A 16295-nucleotide genomic window follows, 5' to 3' on the forward strand; every position below is an offset into this window, starting at 1 on the left:
CTGTTAGTTTTGGAACTGTCATTAATGTGTCCGAAAGGATGCGACGCTGCCCGTTCTGCGTATTTGTGTCAAGGGGGCCGGGGCTTTGCGAAATAGTGGTTTTGCCCGGTTGTAATTGCGAATAAGATCGGTGAAGTCAGGTTCGGTTTTGTAAAACGCAATATTGCACTGTGATATTGAATGATGCGAAATTCCACTGGCTTTAACAGGTCGCCAAAATATTATGAAATTGAGAGTTGAACGATGGCTGTCAGCCTGTGCTGTTCAGGTTTTTGCGCTTCACCCTGGCTGGCAGGTGGAGCGCAAAGACCTGACTAATAGGACAGGACCAAAGTGTCTTCCGCGAACATGGCCTTCTGCCCTGCTCCGGGTTGGGATTGTACTCCGGGTAAGAGATCGACGGTGGTCATGCCTCCAACATTTTTCATGCACATGGGGCAGGCCAGTACTGCGCCACCGTCTTCGATGAATTTGGCGATCATGCTGTGGATGGTCTCGCCGTTGGGGTAGGTGGGCGAGGGGATATTCTTGTTCACGAGGCGCACGCCATCCACATTGAAAAAGAGCGTGGCTGTGACGTTTTGTTGCTTCATTGCCGAGTGGGTGAATTTGATGGCCATGGCTGCGCGATTCAGGTCAGCCGTGGTGACACTGGCGACCATGCGCTTGGGAGAGGCTGCAAGGGCTGTTGGGGTGATGGCAAACGCCAGAATCAGTGCCATGACCAAGGCAATAATCGTTCTGGGAATCTTCATGTGATAACCTCCTGCGATGTTGGCAGGAAGGATAGCATGGAAAAGTCGGGGGTAATAGAAAATGCGCTTGGTGTGTAATGAAAAAGGCCCGCATAAATGCGAGCCTTGAAATTCGTGGTGGAGATGAAGAGATTTGAACTCTCGACCCCTGCCTTGCGAAGGCAGTGCTCTCCCAGCTGAGCTACATCCCCACGATTGATCCCGGCGAACCGGAAAAGGACTTTTACACGCTCAGATGTGGCTTAGCAAGGGGAAAAGAGAGGGCAAGGCATCGCTTTTGGCCGAGAATTGTCACTTGATTCGTGTTGGCATGGGCACACTGGCAAGAATGTCGCCCTTGGAGGTGTCGTGCCGATGAAGTGCTGTGTTTTTGATTTGGAGGAGGCAGAAAGGTGTGGTGAGCGTGAGGCCATAAATCCTGCTTGAGATGATGAAATTTCGAGAGGGGAAGGCTTTCGTCGCACGGATATAATGGGAGTGGTCAGGATGTTTGGTTGGGAAAATTCCCCAGAGTGTCATTGCTATAGTTAATGGCCCTAGTGTTTAGGTGAATAATTGGGTGTGGCTTTGAGGGTTGATTAGTTCGGTTAGCTGATAATCTGACGTTGTTGTTGGTTCTGTGGTCGGGATGTCTCCTTGTCTTCAAGGGCAAAACTCCGCGAATGTGCAGTCTTGTCGATGCTGCTGAGTTTAGCCTGGATTGTATAGATTGATCTAATATTGCAGTAGTTGATAAAATGCGTTGCATGGTACTGATATGTCAGTTATTTTACTTTAACTTTGTGATTTGTTGTTTTTTATTGGGTGTCTATTCCATTTTATTCCGGGGTAGTGGGGTTGTTGTATGTTCAGGAATATGCGTATCGGCGTTAAAATTGCTGTAGGAGTGAGTACTCTTATGGTGATCGTTTTTGCTGCATTTACCACATTTTCAGTCATGGAGACGCGGCGGATATCAACGCAGCAAGCGCATGAGATGGCAAAGGAGATGGCCGGACGTTACGGTAATCAGGTGACGGGAAGCCTTGAGAAGGCTTTGGATGCTTCGCTGGCATTGGCTGCGTCATTCAAGTCTCTGACCATGCATCCTGAAGCAGTGGACCGAAATCTTGCCGATACGATGATCAAGGAAGTGACTCTTTCGGATGATACGTTTTTTGGCACGCAGGTCGTCATGGAGCCCAATGCCTTGGACGGTCGCGACGCCGATTTCGCAGGGCAGGTCGAGTGGTATGGCGCCAAGGGCGGATACGGTCCATATTTCTGGCGTGAAAGCGGAGTGCTGAAGGCTCAGGATTTGATCCAGTATAATCCCGGTGAGACCCGTGCCTGGTACATGGGGCCACGCGACGCGAAGGCTCCCATTATTACCGAGCCCTATTATACCGAGGTTGCCAAGGTGAATATGGCCACGGTGAGCGTGCCCATTTTGAGAGACGGAAAGTTTCTTGGCATCGTTGGTATTGATTTCACTCTTGCTGAATTCCAGGACATGGTGGATGACATCCGCCCCATGGAGACGGGGTATGCCTTTTTGGCCTCCAACAAGGGCTACTGTGTCGCACATCCTGAATCTAAGCTGTTGGGAACGAATATTGCGGAGGCCTTCCCGCGGGAATACCAATCAGCGATTCAGGACGCCATTTCCAGGGGGCAGAGTTATTCCGTGGAAATAGTCTCCCCCGTGAGTGGCAAGGAGTATTATTACCAGTTCGAACCTGTAGAGATTTCCGGGACGTCAACTCCCTGGTCCATCTGCATCGCTTTGCCTTCGGAAAAAATTAATGAAGCCGCACATAATTTTCTCATCGTCAGTCTGATCATTTCTGGCGTTGCTTTTGTGTTGATGCTCGCTGCCGTATTGCTTGTGGCTCGAAGCGTTGCCAACCCCATCGGACGACTCGTTGGCGCAGCAGAAAGCATCGCCGATGGTGATTTTGATTCCATGCCGGATGACAAGGGTTTTGGTGGTGAGTTGTTGACTCTGCACCAGGCTTTGTCCTCCATGGTCAAAAGCCTTGTGGAATTGATTGGCACCGCCGAACAGAAGACACAGGAAGCCGAAGAGCAGACCGCTGCGGCCGGAGTGGCTCTGAAGGAAGCCGAAGCGGCCAAGGCACAGGCTGAACGCGCCAAGCGCGAGGGGATGCTCCAGGCTGCTGCGCAGCTTGAAGGTATTGTGGAGCAGGTCACATCCTCTTCTGAGGAATTGGCGGCCCAGATCGAGGAGTCCAGTCGTGGAACCGAGGTTCAACGTGAGCGCACGACTGAATCCGCCACGGCCATGGAACAAATGAATGCTTCTGTGCTTGAGGTTGCTCAGAACGCCTCCCAGGCTGCCGTGAGCGCCGACAATGCCCGGTCTAATGCCGAAGAGGGTGGCGAGATCGTGGAAAATGTGGTGGCATCCGTCAACGCCGTGAGCGCGACGGCCAACGAGATGGTGCAGAATCTGAACCAGTTGGGCGAACAGGCTGAAGGTATCGGGCAGATCATGACGGTGATTACTGATATCGCGGATCAGACGAATCTGCTGGCACTCAACGCCGCCATTGAGGCTGCACGGGCTGGTGACGCCGGGCGCGGGTTTGCCGTTGTGGCTGACGAGGTGCGTAAGTTGGCAGAAAAGACCATGCAGGCCACCCAGGAAGTCGGACAGGCCGTGCACGCCATCCAGGACGGTACGCGCCGTAATATCGATGAGATGGGTAAGGCCGCTTCGGAAGTGAGCAAGACAACTGAGATGGCTGGAAAGGCGGGCGAAAGCCTGGGCGTTATTGTCAGTATCGTGGAGTCCACTGCTGACCAGGTTCGCGCCATTGCTACGGCTAGCGAGGAGCAGTCCGCAGCCAGTGAGCAGATCAGCCGGGGAACCGAGGAAATCAACCGTATCGCGGCTGAGACGGCGGACGCCATGAATCAATCGGCACAGGCTGTGTCAGATCTGGCGCGTCTTGCGGCTGACCTGCGGGCACTCATTGAGGAACTCAAGAGCGCTTAAGTAAAATGGAATGACAAGAAATGAGGGCGGGGTTTTCCCCGTCCTTTTTTTATTGATCATGAGGGTGCTGCTTAGGTGTCCAGCCAATCCAGCAGCGCGGCCGTGCGCACCTCGTAGGTGTGGTTGGTCAGGATTTCATCACGCCAGGCCTGAATAAGCTCTTCACGCAGTGCCGTCCCCGGTGCCAGTCGTTTGGCTAGTTTCGGAATGTCCACCGGGCGTGCAAAGCTGATTTCGTGAGTCAGTTCCTCGGGAAAGAGGGAGAGCCCGGGGGTGTCGTCGCTGAGCAGTAATCCACCAGCGGCCCAGACATCGAAATGGCGTTGGGTCAGCCCCGAGGGGAGCAGCAGGCTGGTCACGTTCAGGTTCCAGCCAGCCCCTGCATAGATGCCGGGCAGCTCGCCGTAGTAGTCCACAGGGGGACGCAGTTCCGCCGAGGCCGGCAGCAGATCGGCCCAGTCGCTGTCACCAATAACGGTCATGGGCAGGGCCGCAGCGGATTCGATGCAGGCGAGGCGTCGCTCCCGGCTGGCATCCTCGGCCCCCAGTCCCACGCGCCGCGAATCCTTGTCCGGCCACAGGGGCCAGATGTCCAGGCGTTCCAGCCACCATGCGTAGTCGGGGCGCCCGCCATCTCTCAGTAGTTTTTCGGCGGTTTCCCATTGCCAGCGTGGGACCTTGCAGCCTGCGAAGAAGCTGTTTTTCCAAGGGAACTGGCTGCGACCCACAAAGACGATCCGCTGTGAAAGGTCCTCGTTTCCCTGTCTTGGACTCGCAAACAGGGAGGGGGTGGTTGCCAGAGGCATGTGCCACAGCTTCTGGGCACCGTGGCGGGCAAGCGGGTCAATGAACCAGGAATCCGTGACTGCAAGGTGGGTTTGTTTCCAGAATGGAGAGCGCAGGCCGCTGATCAGGTGGAAGGGATTGTCCACGCACCATACGCAGACGGTCACTCCTGCGGCTTCCAGCAGGTGGTAAACCTCTCCGTGCGGGTCCAGGCCCCGGAAGTTGACGGACAGAAAGAGAGCGGGTTGCTGTTTGCGCAGGATTGCCGGAAGTTCGGCTCCTACGGCTTTGGGGGTGAGGCGAAGCACTTCGAAACCTGCCCCGGTCAGGGCAGTTTCCAACTCGTTGTGCAGCAGGTCCGCCTGCGTGGTGGGCAGGATCACCGTGCGGGCAGGGCGGGGCGTCACGCCGCTTGTGGCCTTGAGCCATCGGCAACGGCCCGTGATCCTTCCCCAGAAGGTGGGGAACATGCGCACGGCTGGCAGATAAATGATGATTTTGGCGCGGGCGAGCAAATCATCGTCCAGGTCTTCGGGATCAATGGATTTCCAATGGCTCGGCAGAGCTGCTTGCCACTGGGGGGGCATCTGCCCCTTGTACTCTGGGGCCTCGATGACGTATACGGCCTTTCCCGAGCCGGCCAGCAGGGCAAGTTCGGACGGGTCAGGACCCACGCCAAGGATAACGACTTCGGAGCCACCGGGCAGTCGTTCGTACTGGGTGGGGCCGTCTGGCAGGCTCTGGAGCTTGCCCAACTCGTTTTTGATGCGAATGCGCTGTGGTCGTTTGTTCATGCTGCTGACCGGGTTGTTGTTACTTTGTTTCTAACCTGCCTGAAGAGATGAATTCTTTCAACGGGCGGCTAGGTGTTGCGGCCATGTGCGGTCGCCTGTTACAAGATGAAATCTCGTGGGCTAATATCCTTATGAAGAATTACCGTGATCACTATTTCAAGCGCGCTAAGCAGGATAATTATCCGGCGCGTTCCGTGTACAAGCTGCAAGAGCTGGACAAACGTTTTTCGCTGTTCAAGCTCGGCATGACTGTGCTCGATCTCGGGGCCGCTCCCGGCTCCTGGACCCTGTGGGCTGCCAAGAAGGTCGGCCCCAAGGGGCGTGTTCTGGGCGCGGACATTCAGGATACGGATACCCATTTTGCGGACAACACCGTCTTTATGCTGGAGGACGTGTTCAACAGGTCCGAGACATTTGAGGCTGCCCTGGCCTCCACGGGACCATTTGATATCGTCCTTTCGGATATGGCCCCAAAGACTACTGGTCATAAATTTACCGATCAAGCCAGATCCATGAGCCTGTGCGAGGAAGCCCTGGCCGTGGCTTGTGTAACCTTGGTAAAGGGCGGTCATTTTGTGGTCAAGGTCTTCCAGGGACCAGAGGACCAGATCTATCGTGAATCCATGCGGAAGCTCTTTAGCCGGGTCAAGACCTTCAAGCCCAAGAGTTCCCGTTCGGAAAGCAAGGAAATGTTCTATGTGGGGATGGGCTACAAGGGCCTACCCGATCAGCAATAACCACGCTCCCCGCAGGAGGGGGCGGATCAATACCTTTTGGAGGAATCATGGCTGGACACAGTAAATGGGCCAACATTCAACACCGCAAGGGGCGTCAGGACGCCAAGCGCGGTAAGCTCTTCACCAAGGCCGCCAAGGAAATCATCATCGCAGCCAAGAATGGTGGCGATCCGAATATGAACGCCCGTCTGCGCGCCGCCATCGCCGCAGCCAAGGCTGTGAACCTGCCCAAGGACAAGATCGAGAATGCCATCAAGAAAGGCACCGGCGAGCTTGAGGGTGGCGATATGTTCGAGGTGCAGTACGAGGGCTATGGGCCCGGTGGTATTGCCCTGCTGGTCGAGGCCGCAACAGACAATAAAAACCGTACCGTGGCCGAGATTCGCCACCTGCTGACCCGCAATAACGGCAGCATGGGCGAGGCTGGTTGTGTGGCCTGGATGTTCGACAAGAAAGGCACCCTGTACTTCCCCAAGGAAGACTTCACCGAAGACGCCGTGATGGAAGTGGGTCTGGAAGCCGGAGCCGAGGATGTTTTGGATGATGGCGAGGCCTGGGAAGTGCGTACTGCCCCCGAGGATTTTGCCGACGTGCAGCAGGCCTTTGACGATGCAAGCATGACGCCTGCCAGCGCTGAGGTGCGCATGATCGCGCAGAATAACGTTGATGTGGACCTGGACACCGGACGCAAGCTGATCAAGTTGATCGACATGCTTGAGGACAACGAAGACGTCCAGAATGTGCACAACAATGCCGAGTTGCCCGACGAACTGTTCGAGGAGATGGCGGGCTAGCCCGCTGGTCACTCTTATGGCAGATCGTGGCATCGTTGTCCTGGGGATCGACCCCGGATCCCGGGTGACAGGCTATGGCCTGGTGCGCGAGGTTTCAGGTCAGGCGACTCTGGTGGCCACCGGAACGGTGCGCACCGGGTCCGTCAAGGACCTGGGAGTGCGCCTGGGCAAGATCTACTCGGGCATCGCCGCGCTTATCGAGGAGCACGGTCCGCACGAGGCTGCCGTGGAAAACGTCTTTGTCTCCAAAAACACCATGAGCGCTTTGAAGCTCGGGCAGGCGCGCGGGTCCGCCATTGCGGCCTGCGCCGTGGCCGGGTTGCCGGTGGCGGCCTATGAACCCACGGTGGTCAAGAAGAACCTCGTGGGGACGGGACGAGCTGCGAAATCCCAGGTGGCCTATATGGTGGCCAATTCTCTGGGCATGAAGAACCCCGGTTGGCCCGAGGACGCCTCGGATGCTTTGGCGGTGGCGTTGTGCCACTTGAACCAGCGGCGGATGAATCGGCTTATTGGGGAGGCTTCATGATTGCGTTTCTCGCAGGAACTGTTGCCGCCCGCACCCAAGGTGGATGCGTGGTGCTGACCTCCGGTGGCGTTGGCTATGAAGTCGGCATGACCCTGGCTGCTGCTGCCTCACTGCCCAAGGTCGGTGGCGAGGTGGAGCTATTCGTGCAGACCATTGTGCGTGAGGATGCCATCGAGCTTTATGGGTTCACCACGTGGGATGAGCGGATGCTGTTTGCGACTCTGCTCTCCATCAATAAATTGGGACCCAAGACAGCTCTGGCCATTTTGGCGGTATTCACCCCGGACGATCTGCGTCGCCTGGTGCTGACCGATGATTATACCCGATTGATTCAGGTGCCCGGAATTGGCAAGAAGAGTGCTCAGCGCATCTTCCTTGATTTGAAGTTCAAGCTCGAAGGGCAGGGCGCTTCAGGCCCTGCACCGTCTCTGCCGTCGTTGGATGGTAGCGCGGTCAACGCCTTCCGTGATGCTTTGGCAGGGCTGACCAACCTAGGCTACGACGAGGGTGAATCCAGAAAGGTCTTGGAAGAGGTATTCACCGATCAGGCTGATCTGGATGTGGGGTCCGCCCTGCGCGAGGCCTTGAAACGCATTGCCAAGAGGCGAGCATGAGCCGCGTCGTGAATATCCCGGACGAGACCATCCGCCCCAAACGGCTGGATGATTTCATAGGTCAGAATGAATTGCGTTCCAATTTGCGCGTGTTCATGTCTGCAGCTCTGGAACGCGGGCAGGCCATGGATCACACATTGCTTTACGGCTGTCCGGGGCTGGGCAAGACCACTCTGGCCCAGATCATTGCTGCCGAGCTGGGTGTGAATCTGATCAGTACTTCTGGACCGGTTCTGGAACGAAGTGGCGATCTGGCGGCCATCCTGACCAATCTGGACCGGCACGATATCCTGTTCGTGGACGAGATCCATCGCATGCCGCCCACCGTGGAGGAGATCCTCTATCCTGCCATGGAAGATTTCAAACTGGACCTTGTCATCGGGCAGGGACCGGGCGCGCGCACCGTGAAGATCGATCTGGAACAATTCACCCTGGTGGGGGCCACCACGCGCATCGGACTGCTGACTTCGCCGCTGCGTGACCGCTTCGGTGTGATTTCTCGTCTGGAGTTTTATTCGCCAGAAGACCTTGCCCGCATCGTGACCCGCGCGGCAGGTATCCTGGATGTGGAATTGTCCGAGAACGGAGCCATGGTTATTGGGCGTCGCTCGCGTGGCACCCCGCGTATCGCCAACCGACTTCTGCGCCGAGTGCGTGATTTTGCCCTGGTCGAGGGCGATGGCGTGGTCAATGCCAAGGCCGCCGAACAGGCTTTGGCGCGCATGGACGTGGATGATTCCGGCTTGGATTATATGGACCGCAAGATCCTGGAGACACTGATTCATCATTATGGCGGTGGCCCCGTGGGAGTGAAAACTCTGGCCGTGGCCTGCTCCGAGGAAGTGCGTACCATCGAGGAAATTTATGAGCCGTATCTCATGCAGTGCGGCTTTTTGAAGCGGACCCCGCGAGGGCGGGTGGCTACACCCCGCGCCTATGCGCATCTGAACCTGATTTCCGCCGCCCCAGGCGACCAAGGGAACCTATGCAAGTCGTAAGTCCATCTTTTGATATCATGTCCATGCCTGATGGCGAGGATGTTCTGAAGCATATCGAGGCCGCTGGCCGGACCTGCTACAAGTCCGAGGACAAGATTACCCCGGATTCGGCCGCCAAGTTTGTGAAGATGATCTTGAAGAGCGGGCACGAGTCAGTTGTGGAGCATGCCTCGGCTACGGTGCGCTTTATTTGCGACCGGGGCGTGACCCATGAACTGGTCCGTCATCGCATTGCGGCCTATAGCCAGGAATCCACTCGCTACGCCAATTATTCCAAGGACAAGTTCGGTAATGAGATTACCGTGATCCGCCCCGTGTTCTGGAAAGAAGGCACCCCCGAGTACGAGCGCTGGAAACGGGCCATGCAAGCCACAGAAGCGGCTTATCTGGACATGATCGCCAACGGTGCACGCCCTGAAGAAGCACGGAGTGTCTTACCTAACAGCCTGAAGACCGAGATTGTGATGACCGCCAATCTGCGCGAGTGGAGGCATGTCTTCCGCCTGCGCTGTAGCGGCCCGGCACATCCTCAGATTCGGGAAATCATGCTGCCGCTTTTGGATGAATTCGCTCGGCGCATGCCTGCTTTATTCGAAGACCTGCGTGAGCAGTTCGCCCCGGCCATCGAGAAGTTCAAGCCCTTGGTCGAATCCTAGGAGCACATGATGGATGATCATGCCGATTGCAAGCCGTATGTCGATGAGACAGGCAATCTGGTTTTTCCCAAGCAGTGCGATGAACAGTACTGCTGGTGGGGCGGTGGCAAAAAGCTTGTAGAGATTCTTGTAGAGCTGAAGGTCTCCAAGACAGTCTGGCAGCGTTACAGTCCTGAACCCTATCCTGAAGAACTTCACAAAGAGAACTATCCGCTTCTGTGATCCTGACATATCGTCTCTAATCGCTGCTAATCGCCGTAATCGTCTTTATAACCGACTGCTGTTGTCGGATATGGCGAAGGCGGTTGGCAGTGCTTCATCGATTCTTCCTCCCCCTGAATTTGTTCTTCGGCCCGCTTGTGTTTCACATGCGGGATGTTTCACGCATTCATGAAAACCGTTGGATTCCAAGGACCATTCGTCTTTTTTCGTGCTTAAAACAAAGCGATAATTTTCTGTGTTAAGAGATGTAAAGTGGAGGTCTGTGGGAGTGCTTGCGGGCCGTGGGCTCCCACCTGTCAAGAATAAAGAGAATCAAAAAGCCGACATTTTCGAGCTTAAAGAAATGATTTCAGAATAAATTATTAGGATTTTGATTAAAAATTGAGGATACCCTGTGGATAACTTTTCCATACAAATACATCTTGACCCCGGGAAAGCCTTGACCTGCGGTGCTTCCCCCCGAGTCACGGTGAAACGGGCGCTTACAGGTATTGTTATGTATATTAGATGTTTATGTGAAAATGAGGTGGGGAGAACAGTGATTGTTACGAACCTGCAACACCCGGATAACCCCTGTTGCGAAAGCATGAACAAGGACCTAGAAATCACAACATGCTGAATGCTTGGCCCCAGATACTTAATATCCTCGAGAAAACTCTCAATCCCGGGCTGTACCAGGTTTGGATCAAACCACTGGATGCAGAGGTGAAAGACGGATTTCTTAAGCTCTATGCCCCGAATCCCTTTGTGGCTTCGTGGGTACGCGACAGGTTATCCGACTCCATTGCAGAGGCGGCGACTCAGGTCATGGGCTCTCGGCCCAGTATCGAAGTGGCTGTCAGGCCCAAGGCCATGCAGTCCGCCCCTTGTCCGACAGAGGATTCAACGCCTGTTGCTTCAAACAGTACCAGGCGTACTGGTGACCGTACTCAGGCCAAGCTCCTTGGATTGCCCAATCTGGCGCCAAGTAGCCTGAAGAGTTGCAACTGGCAGTTCAGCTTCGATGATTTCGTGGTGGGACCATGTAATGAGTTGGCCTTTGTGGCTTCCCAGAGCATGTGCCGATCCGGGATGGATTTTGACCAGTTGTTTCTGAATTCCTCTCCCGGCTTGGGCAAGACTCATCTGCTGCAGGCCATTGGCAGGCAGATCGCCAGGAGCAGCAACCGCTCAAACGTGCGAGTCGGATATCTGACCGCCGAGCAGTTTGCCACTCAGCTGATCCTTTCCCTCAAGTCGCGCCAGGTGGACCGTTTCAAGGACAAGTTCCGCGAGAAGCTCGATGTTCTTCTTCTTGAGGACATTCACTTCCTGCAGGGCAAGGAACACACGCAAGACGAACTGCTGGAGACCTTGAAGGCCTTGCAGGCCCGGGGATGCAAAGTGGTCATGTCCAGCTCGTTCTTGCCGCGCGAGTTGAAGGATGTTGATGATCATCTGGCTTCGCGCTTGTGCTCGGGCTTTCTGACCACCATTGATCGCCCTTGCCTGGAGACCAGACGCAATATTCTGGAGTCCAAGGCCAAGTTGCATCAGGTGCAGCTTCCGCGAGACGTTTCCGAAATGCTGGCCGAAAATTTGAAGGATGATGTTCGCCAACTGGAGAGCTGCCTGCAAAGTCTGGTGCTCAAGGCCCGTCTTCTGGGGCGCGGCATTACCCCGGATTTGGCGGAAAGCGTACTCCGGAACTATACCATTGCGGATGTCAGTTCCATCGGGTTCCAGAAGATCGTGAGTCATGTCTGTTCGTATTTTGAGCTATCGCAACAGCAGTTGGCGTCAAAATCTCGAAAACGGGACATCGTTCAGGCTCGGAATACAGCATTTTTCCTGACCCGCAAGTACACCGATATGCCACTCAAGCAGATCGGTTCCCATTTCAACCGTCGCCATTCCACCGTCCTTAAGGGCATCACCAACGTGGAACGCGAAATCAGCCTTCAAACCCCCCTCGGGCGCCAGCTCGACACCGTCGTTCAGAAGATCAAGACCTCATAAAGGGCATAAGGATCCGTTTGTAGGGAGCAAAAGGCAGGCTGTAGGGAGCTTGCCTGGCGCTCCCCATGGACTTTTGTCCGGGGGAACCGGTCTGAAGAGCTGCCCGTTTTGGTGCAAGCCAGGTGTAGGGCTTCTCAGGTCGAGTTTTCAGGGGGGCCTGGGCGTGTGCCGAACGAGGCGCATGGTGATCAGGCTTCCAGCGCTACCAATTCCATCTTGCCCCAGACGGTGATCTTGCCGTCGCATTGGGCGAAGACTCCATCCAGTCCGAACGCTTCGGCGCGAGCTGTAACCCGTTCCAGATCCCGCTGTGACCGAAGGATATTGCACAGTGCCGTGGCGGCTGCGTCGGCAAGGCTGGCATTGTGTGAGCGGGCAACAACCAGTTCGCCGCGTCCAAGGGAGAGCGAATGGCCGATGGTCGCCGAGGAGGCGCACAGGGAGCAAGGAAAATCATCCTGCTCCAGAGCAACCCCAAGGCTGGCGCCTCCGGTCGGATCAGCCAGAATGGCAGCTACCCGGCGGCGGGTGGAACACAGGTAGATGTCCCCACCGTTTTCCACCAGTATGTCCGGGCTTTGGTCCATGAGGGCACGAGCAGTGAATTCGGCTACAGTGCCAGCCACGGCTGCCATGGGGCCAACTCCGCACAGCTGGGCGGCGTCGGCCATGGAGCGAATGAGGGCTGGGGCGGATTCTGGCACATCCACAGGCGTCAGGCTGGGCCCGAAGGCAGGATTGAGGGCCATGTAGGCCTTGATCTGGCCGCGCAGGCCGGTCACGATTCGAGAGACCTCGGCGCTCAGGTCAGACTGCGCCACTACGAGCAGGTCCGTTTCCTCGACCACAACCTGGAAGGAGGTTTCTCCTTGTGCCGGAGTGATTCCAGAGCGGTAATCACGGTGGGTGCCAGTGTGTACGTGTTCTTGTTTTTGCTTGGGCATACAGTGCCCACGGTGCTGTAAAATCTCAGCGGATGCAAGTCCGGTCTTCGCAGATTCCGAAATAGGATATTCCGGGCTGGTCCAGCATGAGGGGCAGCGCCCTGCAACGTGCAGCTAGAAGACCACCACGACTTGGCAGCGGTCCAGAAAGTTGCCGGATTCAGCAAGGACGTTTTGCAGGAAATCGGCATCCGCCGGAGGAATTTGCAGCTTTCCATCTACAGCCTGGGCGCGGATGATTTTAGGGGCGGCACCGGCTCGTTGACTTTGTTGGGCCTGAGCAAGTTCCCGGTAGTAACGCACAAATCCTTGTCCGATACCTTTTTTAAAATCCACCGAGTCGGCAGGGTAGAGGAGTCGGTCTCCACTGACGATGTTGGGCCGCAGAGTGGGTTTGAAGTCGGTTCCGCGTGCATCGATAATCAGCCCTGTCGTGGCTCGTGCTTCGGCTCGGACTGCTGGAGGCAGGGAGGGGGCGCTGCTGCGTTGCTGCGCTGCTGCGGGTGGTTGTTGAGATCCTCGGTTCTCCAGTTGACGGAGACGGGTGTCCAGTTCGGAAAATTTCCGGCGTGTTTGCATATCCAAGGGATCATTACCGGTGGCAGGGCTGGTGCCCGAGTCGTTGGAGAATGTCTCCAAGGCATTGGTCAGAGCGGCCACTCGTGCCTCAAGAATGCGTACCCGTTCTTCCAGCGGGCTGGTGCGGTTGACGCCAGCAGGTGCCGTGGGACTGCCGCGATCAAGGATTTCCCGCGCCAGCTCTCCGGTCAGGGGAACGCTTACAGTCACGCGTACCGATCCGTCAGCCAGCATTTGCTCAGCCACGATCGTCGAGTGTGCGAGGATGCCCTGCACACGCGAAGTGACCAGGTCGTTTTGCACCAGCAGATTGCGAACGGTGGTTTGGGAGTCGATGCGTACCTGGCCCACTACTTCCATGAGATTGCGCCGGGCATCAAGGACAGCAGCTCGTCGAGCCGCAGCCCGGGCCTGGGCCAGATTGGCGGCGTTGGCAGGGGGAGCGCCAGTGCCCGAAGCCACTGCCTTGGCGTCTTCCCAGTCGATAAAACCAACCCCTGCAACGTATTCCACACTGGCCTCCTGGGCAGCAGCCGAGGTGGTCGCGTATGCCGGGGGCACCGAGTGATTCATGCCGAGGAAGGCGGCAAACAGCGCCAGCAGCATGAGTGCCGCGGTTGAGTTGTGGGAGCGCGTGGGGTGGTGCATGGCGATCTCCTATGGGAGCGGGCAACCCGCAACCGGAGCTTCCAGCGCAGGAGCCAGCAGTACCGGTCCGAGCACGGAAATTCCAGGGTCGGTTTCCCAATGGTTTTCACGTAAATCCAGTGCAGTGGAAGAAAAATTCTGAACGTCAAAAGGAGCATTGCCCGAAAAGCTTGTTTGGCGAATGCTCGGGGCCAGACCTGTGCCCTGGGCCACGATGCCGCCCATTCCGCCGTTGCCCTTGATAAGTGAACAGGTCATGTCCGGTGCTGCGCCGTCGGACAGCTGCATGCCGGCCTGGCTGGACGAACGGATGACGGTTCCGATCAGGCGGGGGGCACTCTCCTGGATGTTCAGGCCAATGCGGGCTCCGAGGATGCGGGCATGGCTGAGCAATACCCGCGAGTCCTGGCTCAGTGTCAGGCCTTCCCACGATCCGGGGCGTGAATCGGGGGTTTCGGGCACCAGACGCACAGGCTGTTCAACTGTGCCGTAAGTCGTAAGTTTTCCTCCGCTCACGGTGATTCCGCTGCCGGGTGTAAACCGTATGATTACACCGGGGGCAATGTGCAGGGCGGAATTCGTGGGCACGATCAATGTGCTGCTGACGAGATACGGGCTGTACTCCGGTCCCAGAAAGAGAAGCTCGGGGACCGTGCCGCCAAGGGTGGATGAGGTTACTGCGGCTGCGGCCAGCGCAGGTTCCGGCAGAGGGGTTGCCTTGATTCCAGTGCTGAAGGTGCTGCGATTGCCAGCTTTGTCTACGGCGCTGACACGCAGGAAGCGAGGGTCGAAGTTGTCCAGGTCATCCACTGTGGCGCTAGGAGTTTCACTACGTAGCGCAAGGGTGAAACCGGTCAGACCCCTGGGGGAAGCCCAGACTTCATAGTTTTGCAGGTCAGAGACATTCACTGGCGACCAGCGGAGCAGGATGCGGCCATCCTGAACCGTGGCGACGAGGTCTGTCGGTGCCGGGGGCGGGGAGGCATCGATGGATAAGGAACGACGCAGGACGCGTATGCTGCGGTTGCCGGAACCATTGACCAACACGCCGCGAGCAATAATACGCGAGGCTTCGATTCCGCGCTCGGGGATGTAAGCTCCCTGATAGATTTCACGGGCATCCAGTTCGCGCATGGCCGCTGCCAATTCCTCAGGTGTCGGCGTGAGGCCTGACGCCTCGAATTGATCCTCCAATGCGTTCAGGATTTGCCCGCGCAGGACGCGCCGCTGCGATGGCGGGGCCGGGCGTAACTCGACGGTTTCCGAAAAGCCATCCTGCGCGTTGAGTTGTGCTGTGGCGCGTGCGCCAGGCGCACCCACCAGCCGGAAGATCATGGGCTCGCCTTCGCGATACAGGGACGCTTCCTGGGCTGTGGTGAAAAGGTCCAGCGCTGGGGCTGCTGCCAGGAATCGACCACTTGAGGAGGAGACGCGGATGGTGCCTACTATTTCACGGAACAGGGCATCCGTCTCTCGCAGCAGTTGTTCTTCGCGTAGATTCCAGAGCGAGGACAATGCGGACAGTGCCAGCCCTACGGGGGTGATGGATACACCGCCACCGAACCCCCGGCTGACGTGCACGGCACGCCAGAGCAGTTGGCCCGAGGGCAGAGCGATCATGCGGACCCGGCAACCCACTGCCGTCTGGGAAACGATGCCTGCAAAGGTGCGGTCAAAATGCGTGACTTCGCCGATAACAACAGCGTCCACACCCAGCAGGGAATGGAGCTTTGCCGGGTTTTCTTCCAGCAGGGAGCTGACGGTCTGGTAAGTATCCAGTTCGGCCCCGGACAGTCGGACATCTGTTTCCAGCAGTTCCTGGTCTGCAAAGGGCATGGCTGCAAGGTGATTATACATGCCCCGGCGAACCACATCTCGCGGGTCCTCGGCCTCGGGAGCCAGAGACCACTCTGCCGGATCGCCGCCAAAAGGCAGAACAGCCAAGGTGCGCGGGGGATTGTCCACCATGAATTTGGTGTTTTCGTATTCGCCGGAGAACACCTCGAACGGTTCGCCACTGTCCATAGAGGCAGGGGCACCGGCTCTGGGGGTGCTGCGTTTTCCTGAACAGCCGCTGAGCATGGTGGCGGCTACTGTCAGGGTCAGCGCCAGTAGAATGACGGCTATGCGCGGAAGCCTCATCCGGAATCCTCCGTGATCGAGGGGTGTTGAATCAAAGTTCTCGTGGCACGCTACGTGCGCGCGTGGGCATGGGATGAAGGCATGCAAGATTCATCCCT

Annotated in this window: 14 protein-coding genes and 1 tRNA gene; 9 read left to right on the forward strand and 6 right to left on the reverse strand. The window is 56.9% G+C overall.

What is annotated here, in order from left to right:
• Nucleotides 1-314: 314 nt before the first annotated feature.
• Complete coding sequence (locus tag EL361_RS01130) at nt 315-755, reverse strand: DsrE family protein (protein WP_126375747.1); 441 nt, start codon at nt 753-755, stop codon at nt 315-317.
• Nucleotides 756-870: 115 nt separating this feature from the next.
• Nucleotides 871-946, reverse strand: a tRNA-Ala gene (locus EL361_RS01135).
• Nucleotides 947-1599: 653 nt separating this feature from the next.
• On the opposite strand from EL361_RS01135, the gene EL361_RS01140 reads away from it, so the two are divergent.
• The gene (locus EL361_RS01140; protein ID WP_126375748.1) at nt 1600-3756 is read left to right on the forward strand and encodes a methyl-accepting chemotaxis protein; all 2157 of its coding nucleotides are present in this window, start codon (nt 1600-1602) and stop codon (nt 3754-3756) included.
• A gap of 71 nt (nt 3757-3827) precedes the next feature.
• On the opposite strand, the gene EL361_RS01145 is transcribed toward EL361_RS01140, so the two are convergent.
• Nucleotides 3828-5336: a glycosyltransferase family protein gene (locus EL361_RS01145; protein WP_126375749.1), complete on the reverse strand. Its 1509-nt coding sequence runs from the start codon at nt 5334-5336 to the stop codon at nt 3828-3830.
• 131 nt (nt 5337-5467) lie between these two features.
• On the opposite strand from EL361_RS01145, the gene EL361_RS01150 reads away from it, so the two are divergent.
• From EL361_RS01150 to dnaA, 8 genes are all read left to right on the forward strand, one after another.
• On the forward strand, nt 5468-6073 hold the full coding sequence (locus EL361_RS01150; protein WP_126375750.1) for an RlmE family RNA methyltransferase: 606 nt from the start codon (nt 5468-5470) through the stop codon (nt 6071-6073).
• Between the two features lie 47 nt (nt 6074-6120).
• The gene (locus tag EL361_RS01155) at nt 6121-6867 is read left to right on the forward strand and encodes a YebC/PmpR family DNA-binding transcriptional regulator (RefSeq protein ID WP_126375751.1); all 747 of its coding nucleotides are present in this window, start codon (nt 6121-6123) and stop codon (nt 6865-6867) included.
• Between the two features lie 16 nt (nt 6868-6883).
• Entirely contained in the window at nt 6884-7396 is a 513-nt protein-coding gene (gene ruvC / locus EL361_RS01160) for a crossover junction endodeoxyribonuclease RuvC (protein ID WP_126375752.1), read from the forward strand.
• Entirely contained in the window at nt 7393-8010 is a 618-nt protein-coding gene (gene ruvA, locus EL361_RS01165; RefSeq protein WP_126375753.1) for a Holliday junction branch migration protein RuvA, read from the forward strand. The genes ruvC and ruvA overlap by 4 nt, the downstream gene beginning before the upstream one ends.
• Complete coding sequence (gene ruvB, locus EL361_RS01170; RefSeq protein WP_126375754.1) at nt 8007-9008, forward strand: Holliday junction branch migration DNA helicase RuvB; 1002 nt, start codon at nt 8007-8009, stop codon at nt 9006-9008. The genes ruvA and ruvB overlap by 4 nt, the downstream gene beginning before the upstream one ends.
• The gene (gene thyX / locus EL361_RS01175) at nt 8996-9664 is read left to right on the forward strand and encodes an FAD-dependent thymidylate synthase (protein ID WP_126375756.1); all 669 of its coding nucleotides are present in this window, start codon (nt 8996-8998) and stop codon (nt 9662-9664) included. Before ruvB ends, thyX begins: the two co-directional genes overlap by 13 nt.
• A 6-nt stretch (nt 9665-9670) precedes the next feature.
• Nucleotides 9671-9886, forward strand: coding sequence for a hypothetical protein (locus tag EL361_RS01180; RefSeq protein ID WP_126375758.1), 216 nt, complete (start codon nt 9671-9673; stop codon nt 9884-9886).
• Nucleotides 9887-10498: 612 nt separating this feature from the next.
• Nucleotides 10499-11884 (forward strand): chromosomal replication initiator protein DnaA, encoded by a 1386-nt coding sequence (gene dnaA / locus EL361_RS01185; protein WP_126375760.1) that lies wholly within the window; start codon nt 10499-10501, stop codon nt 11882-11884.
• Between the two features lie 188 nt (nt 11885-12072).
• Here the strand turns inward: dnaA and EL361_RS01190 are convergent, their stop codons facing one another.
• The 3 genes from EL361_RS01190 to EL361_RS01200 all read right to left on the reverse strand — a co-directional run bounded on the left by EL361_RS01190 (nt 12073) and on the right by EL361_RS01200 (nt 16197).
• Complete coding sequence (locus tag EL361_RS01190; RefSeq protein ID WP_126375761.1) at nt 12073-12828, reverse strand: UPF0280 family protein; 756 nt, start codon at nt 12826-12828, stop codon at nt 12073-12075.
• 114 nt (nt 12829-12942) lie between these two features.
• Entirely contained in the window at nt 12943-14055 is a 1113-nt protein-coding gene (locus EL361_RS01195) for a hypothetical protein (RefSeq protein ID WP_126375764.1), read from the reverse strand.
• A 9-nt stretch (nt 14056-14064) separates the two neighbouring features.
• Nucleotides 14065-16197: a fibronectin type III domain-containing protein gene (locus tag EL361_RS01200; RefSeq protein WP_126375766.1), complete on the reverse strand. Its 2133-nt coding sequence runs from the start codon at nt 16195-16197 to the stop codon at nt 14065-14067.
• Nucleotides 16198-16295: the final 98 nt, after the last annotated feature.

This window comes from Desulfovibrio ferrophilus (assembly GCF_003966735.1).
In the GTDB taxonomy this organism is placed as follows: Bacteria; Desulfobacterota; Desulfovibrionia; order Desulfovibrionales; family Desulfovibrionaceae; genus Desulfovibrio_Q; species Desulfovibrio_Q ferrophilus.

Bases quoted from the DNA above. Each gene is read 5' to 3' on its own strand.
- EL361_RS01200 (WP_126375766.1), bottom strand. From the start codon at position 16,197: ATGAGGCTTCCGCGCATAGCCGTCATTCTACTGGCGCTGACCCTGACA.
- EL361_RS01130 (WP_126375747.1), bottom strand. From the start codon at position 755: ATGAAGATTCCCAGAACGATTATTGCCTTGGTCATGGCACTGATTCTG.
- EL361_RS01190 (WP_126375761.1), bottom strand. From the start codon at position 12,828: ATGCCCAAGCAAAAACAAGAACACGTACACACTGGCACCCACCGTGAT.
- ruvA (WP_126375753.1), top strand. From the start codon at position 7,393: ATGATTGCGTTTCTCGCAGGAACTGTTGCCGCCCGCACCCAAGGTGGA.
- EL361_RS01140 (WP_126375748.1), top strand. From the start codon at position 1,600: ATGTTCAGGAATATGCGTATCGGCGTTAAAATTGCTGTAGGAGTGAGT.
- dnaA (WP_126375760.1), top strand. From the start codon at position 10,499: ATGCTGAATGCTTGGCCCCAGATACTTAATATCCTCGAGAAAACTCTC.
- ruvB (WP_126375754.1), top strand. From the start codon at position 8,007: ATGAGCCGCGTCGTGAATATCCCGGACGAGACCATCCGCCCCAAACGG.
- EL361_RS01155 (WP_126375751.1), top strand. From the start codon at position 6,121: ATGGCTGGACACAGTAAATGGGCCAACATTCAACACCGCAAGGGGCGT.
- EL361_RS01150 (WP_126375750.1), top strand. From the start codon at position 5,468: ATGAAGAATTACCGTGATCACTATTTCAAGCGCGCTAAGCAGGATAAT.
- EL361_RS01145 (WP_126375749.1), bottom strand. From the start codon at position 5,336: ATGAACAAACGACCACAGCGCATTCGCATCAAAAACGAGTTGGGCAAG.
- ruvC (WP_126375752.1), top strand. From the start codon at position 6,884: ATGGCAGATCGTGGCATCGTTGTCCTGGGGATCGACCCCGGATCCCGG.
- thyX (WP_126375756.1), top strand. From the start codon at position 8,996: ATGCAAGTCGTAAGTCCATCTTTTGATATCATGTCCATGCCTGATGGC.
- EL361_RS01180 (WP_126375758.1), top strand. From the start codon at position 9,671: ATGATGGATGATCATGCCGATTGCAAGCCGTATGTCGATGAGACAGGC.
- EL361_RS01195 (WP_126375764.1), bottom strand. From the start codon at position 14,055: ATGCACCACCCCACGCGCTCCCACAACTCAACCGCGGCACTCATGCTG.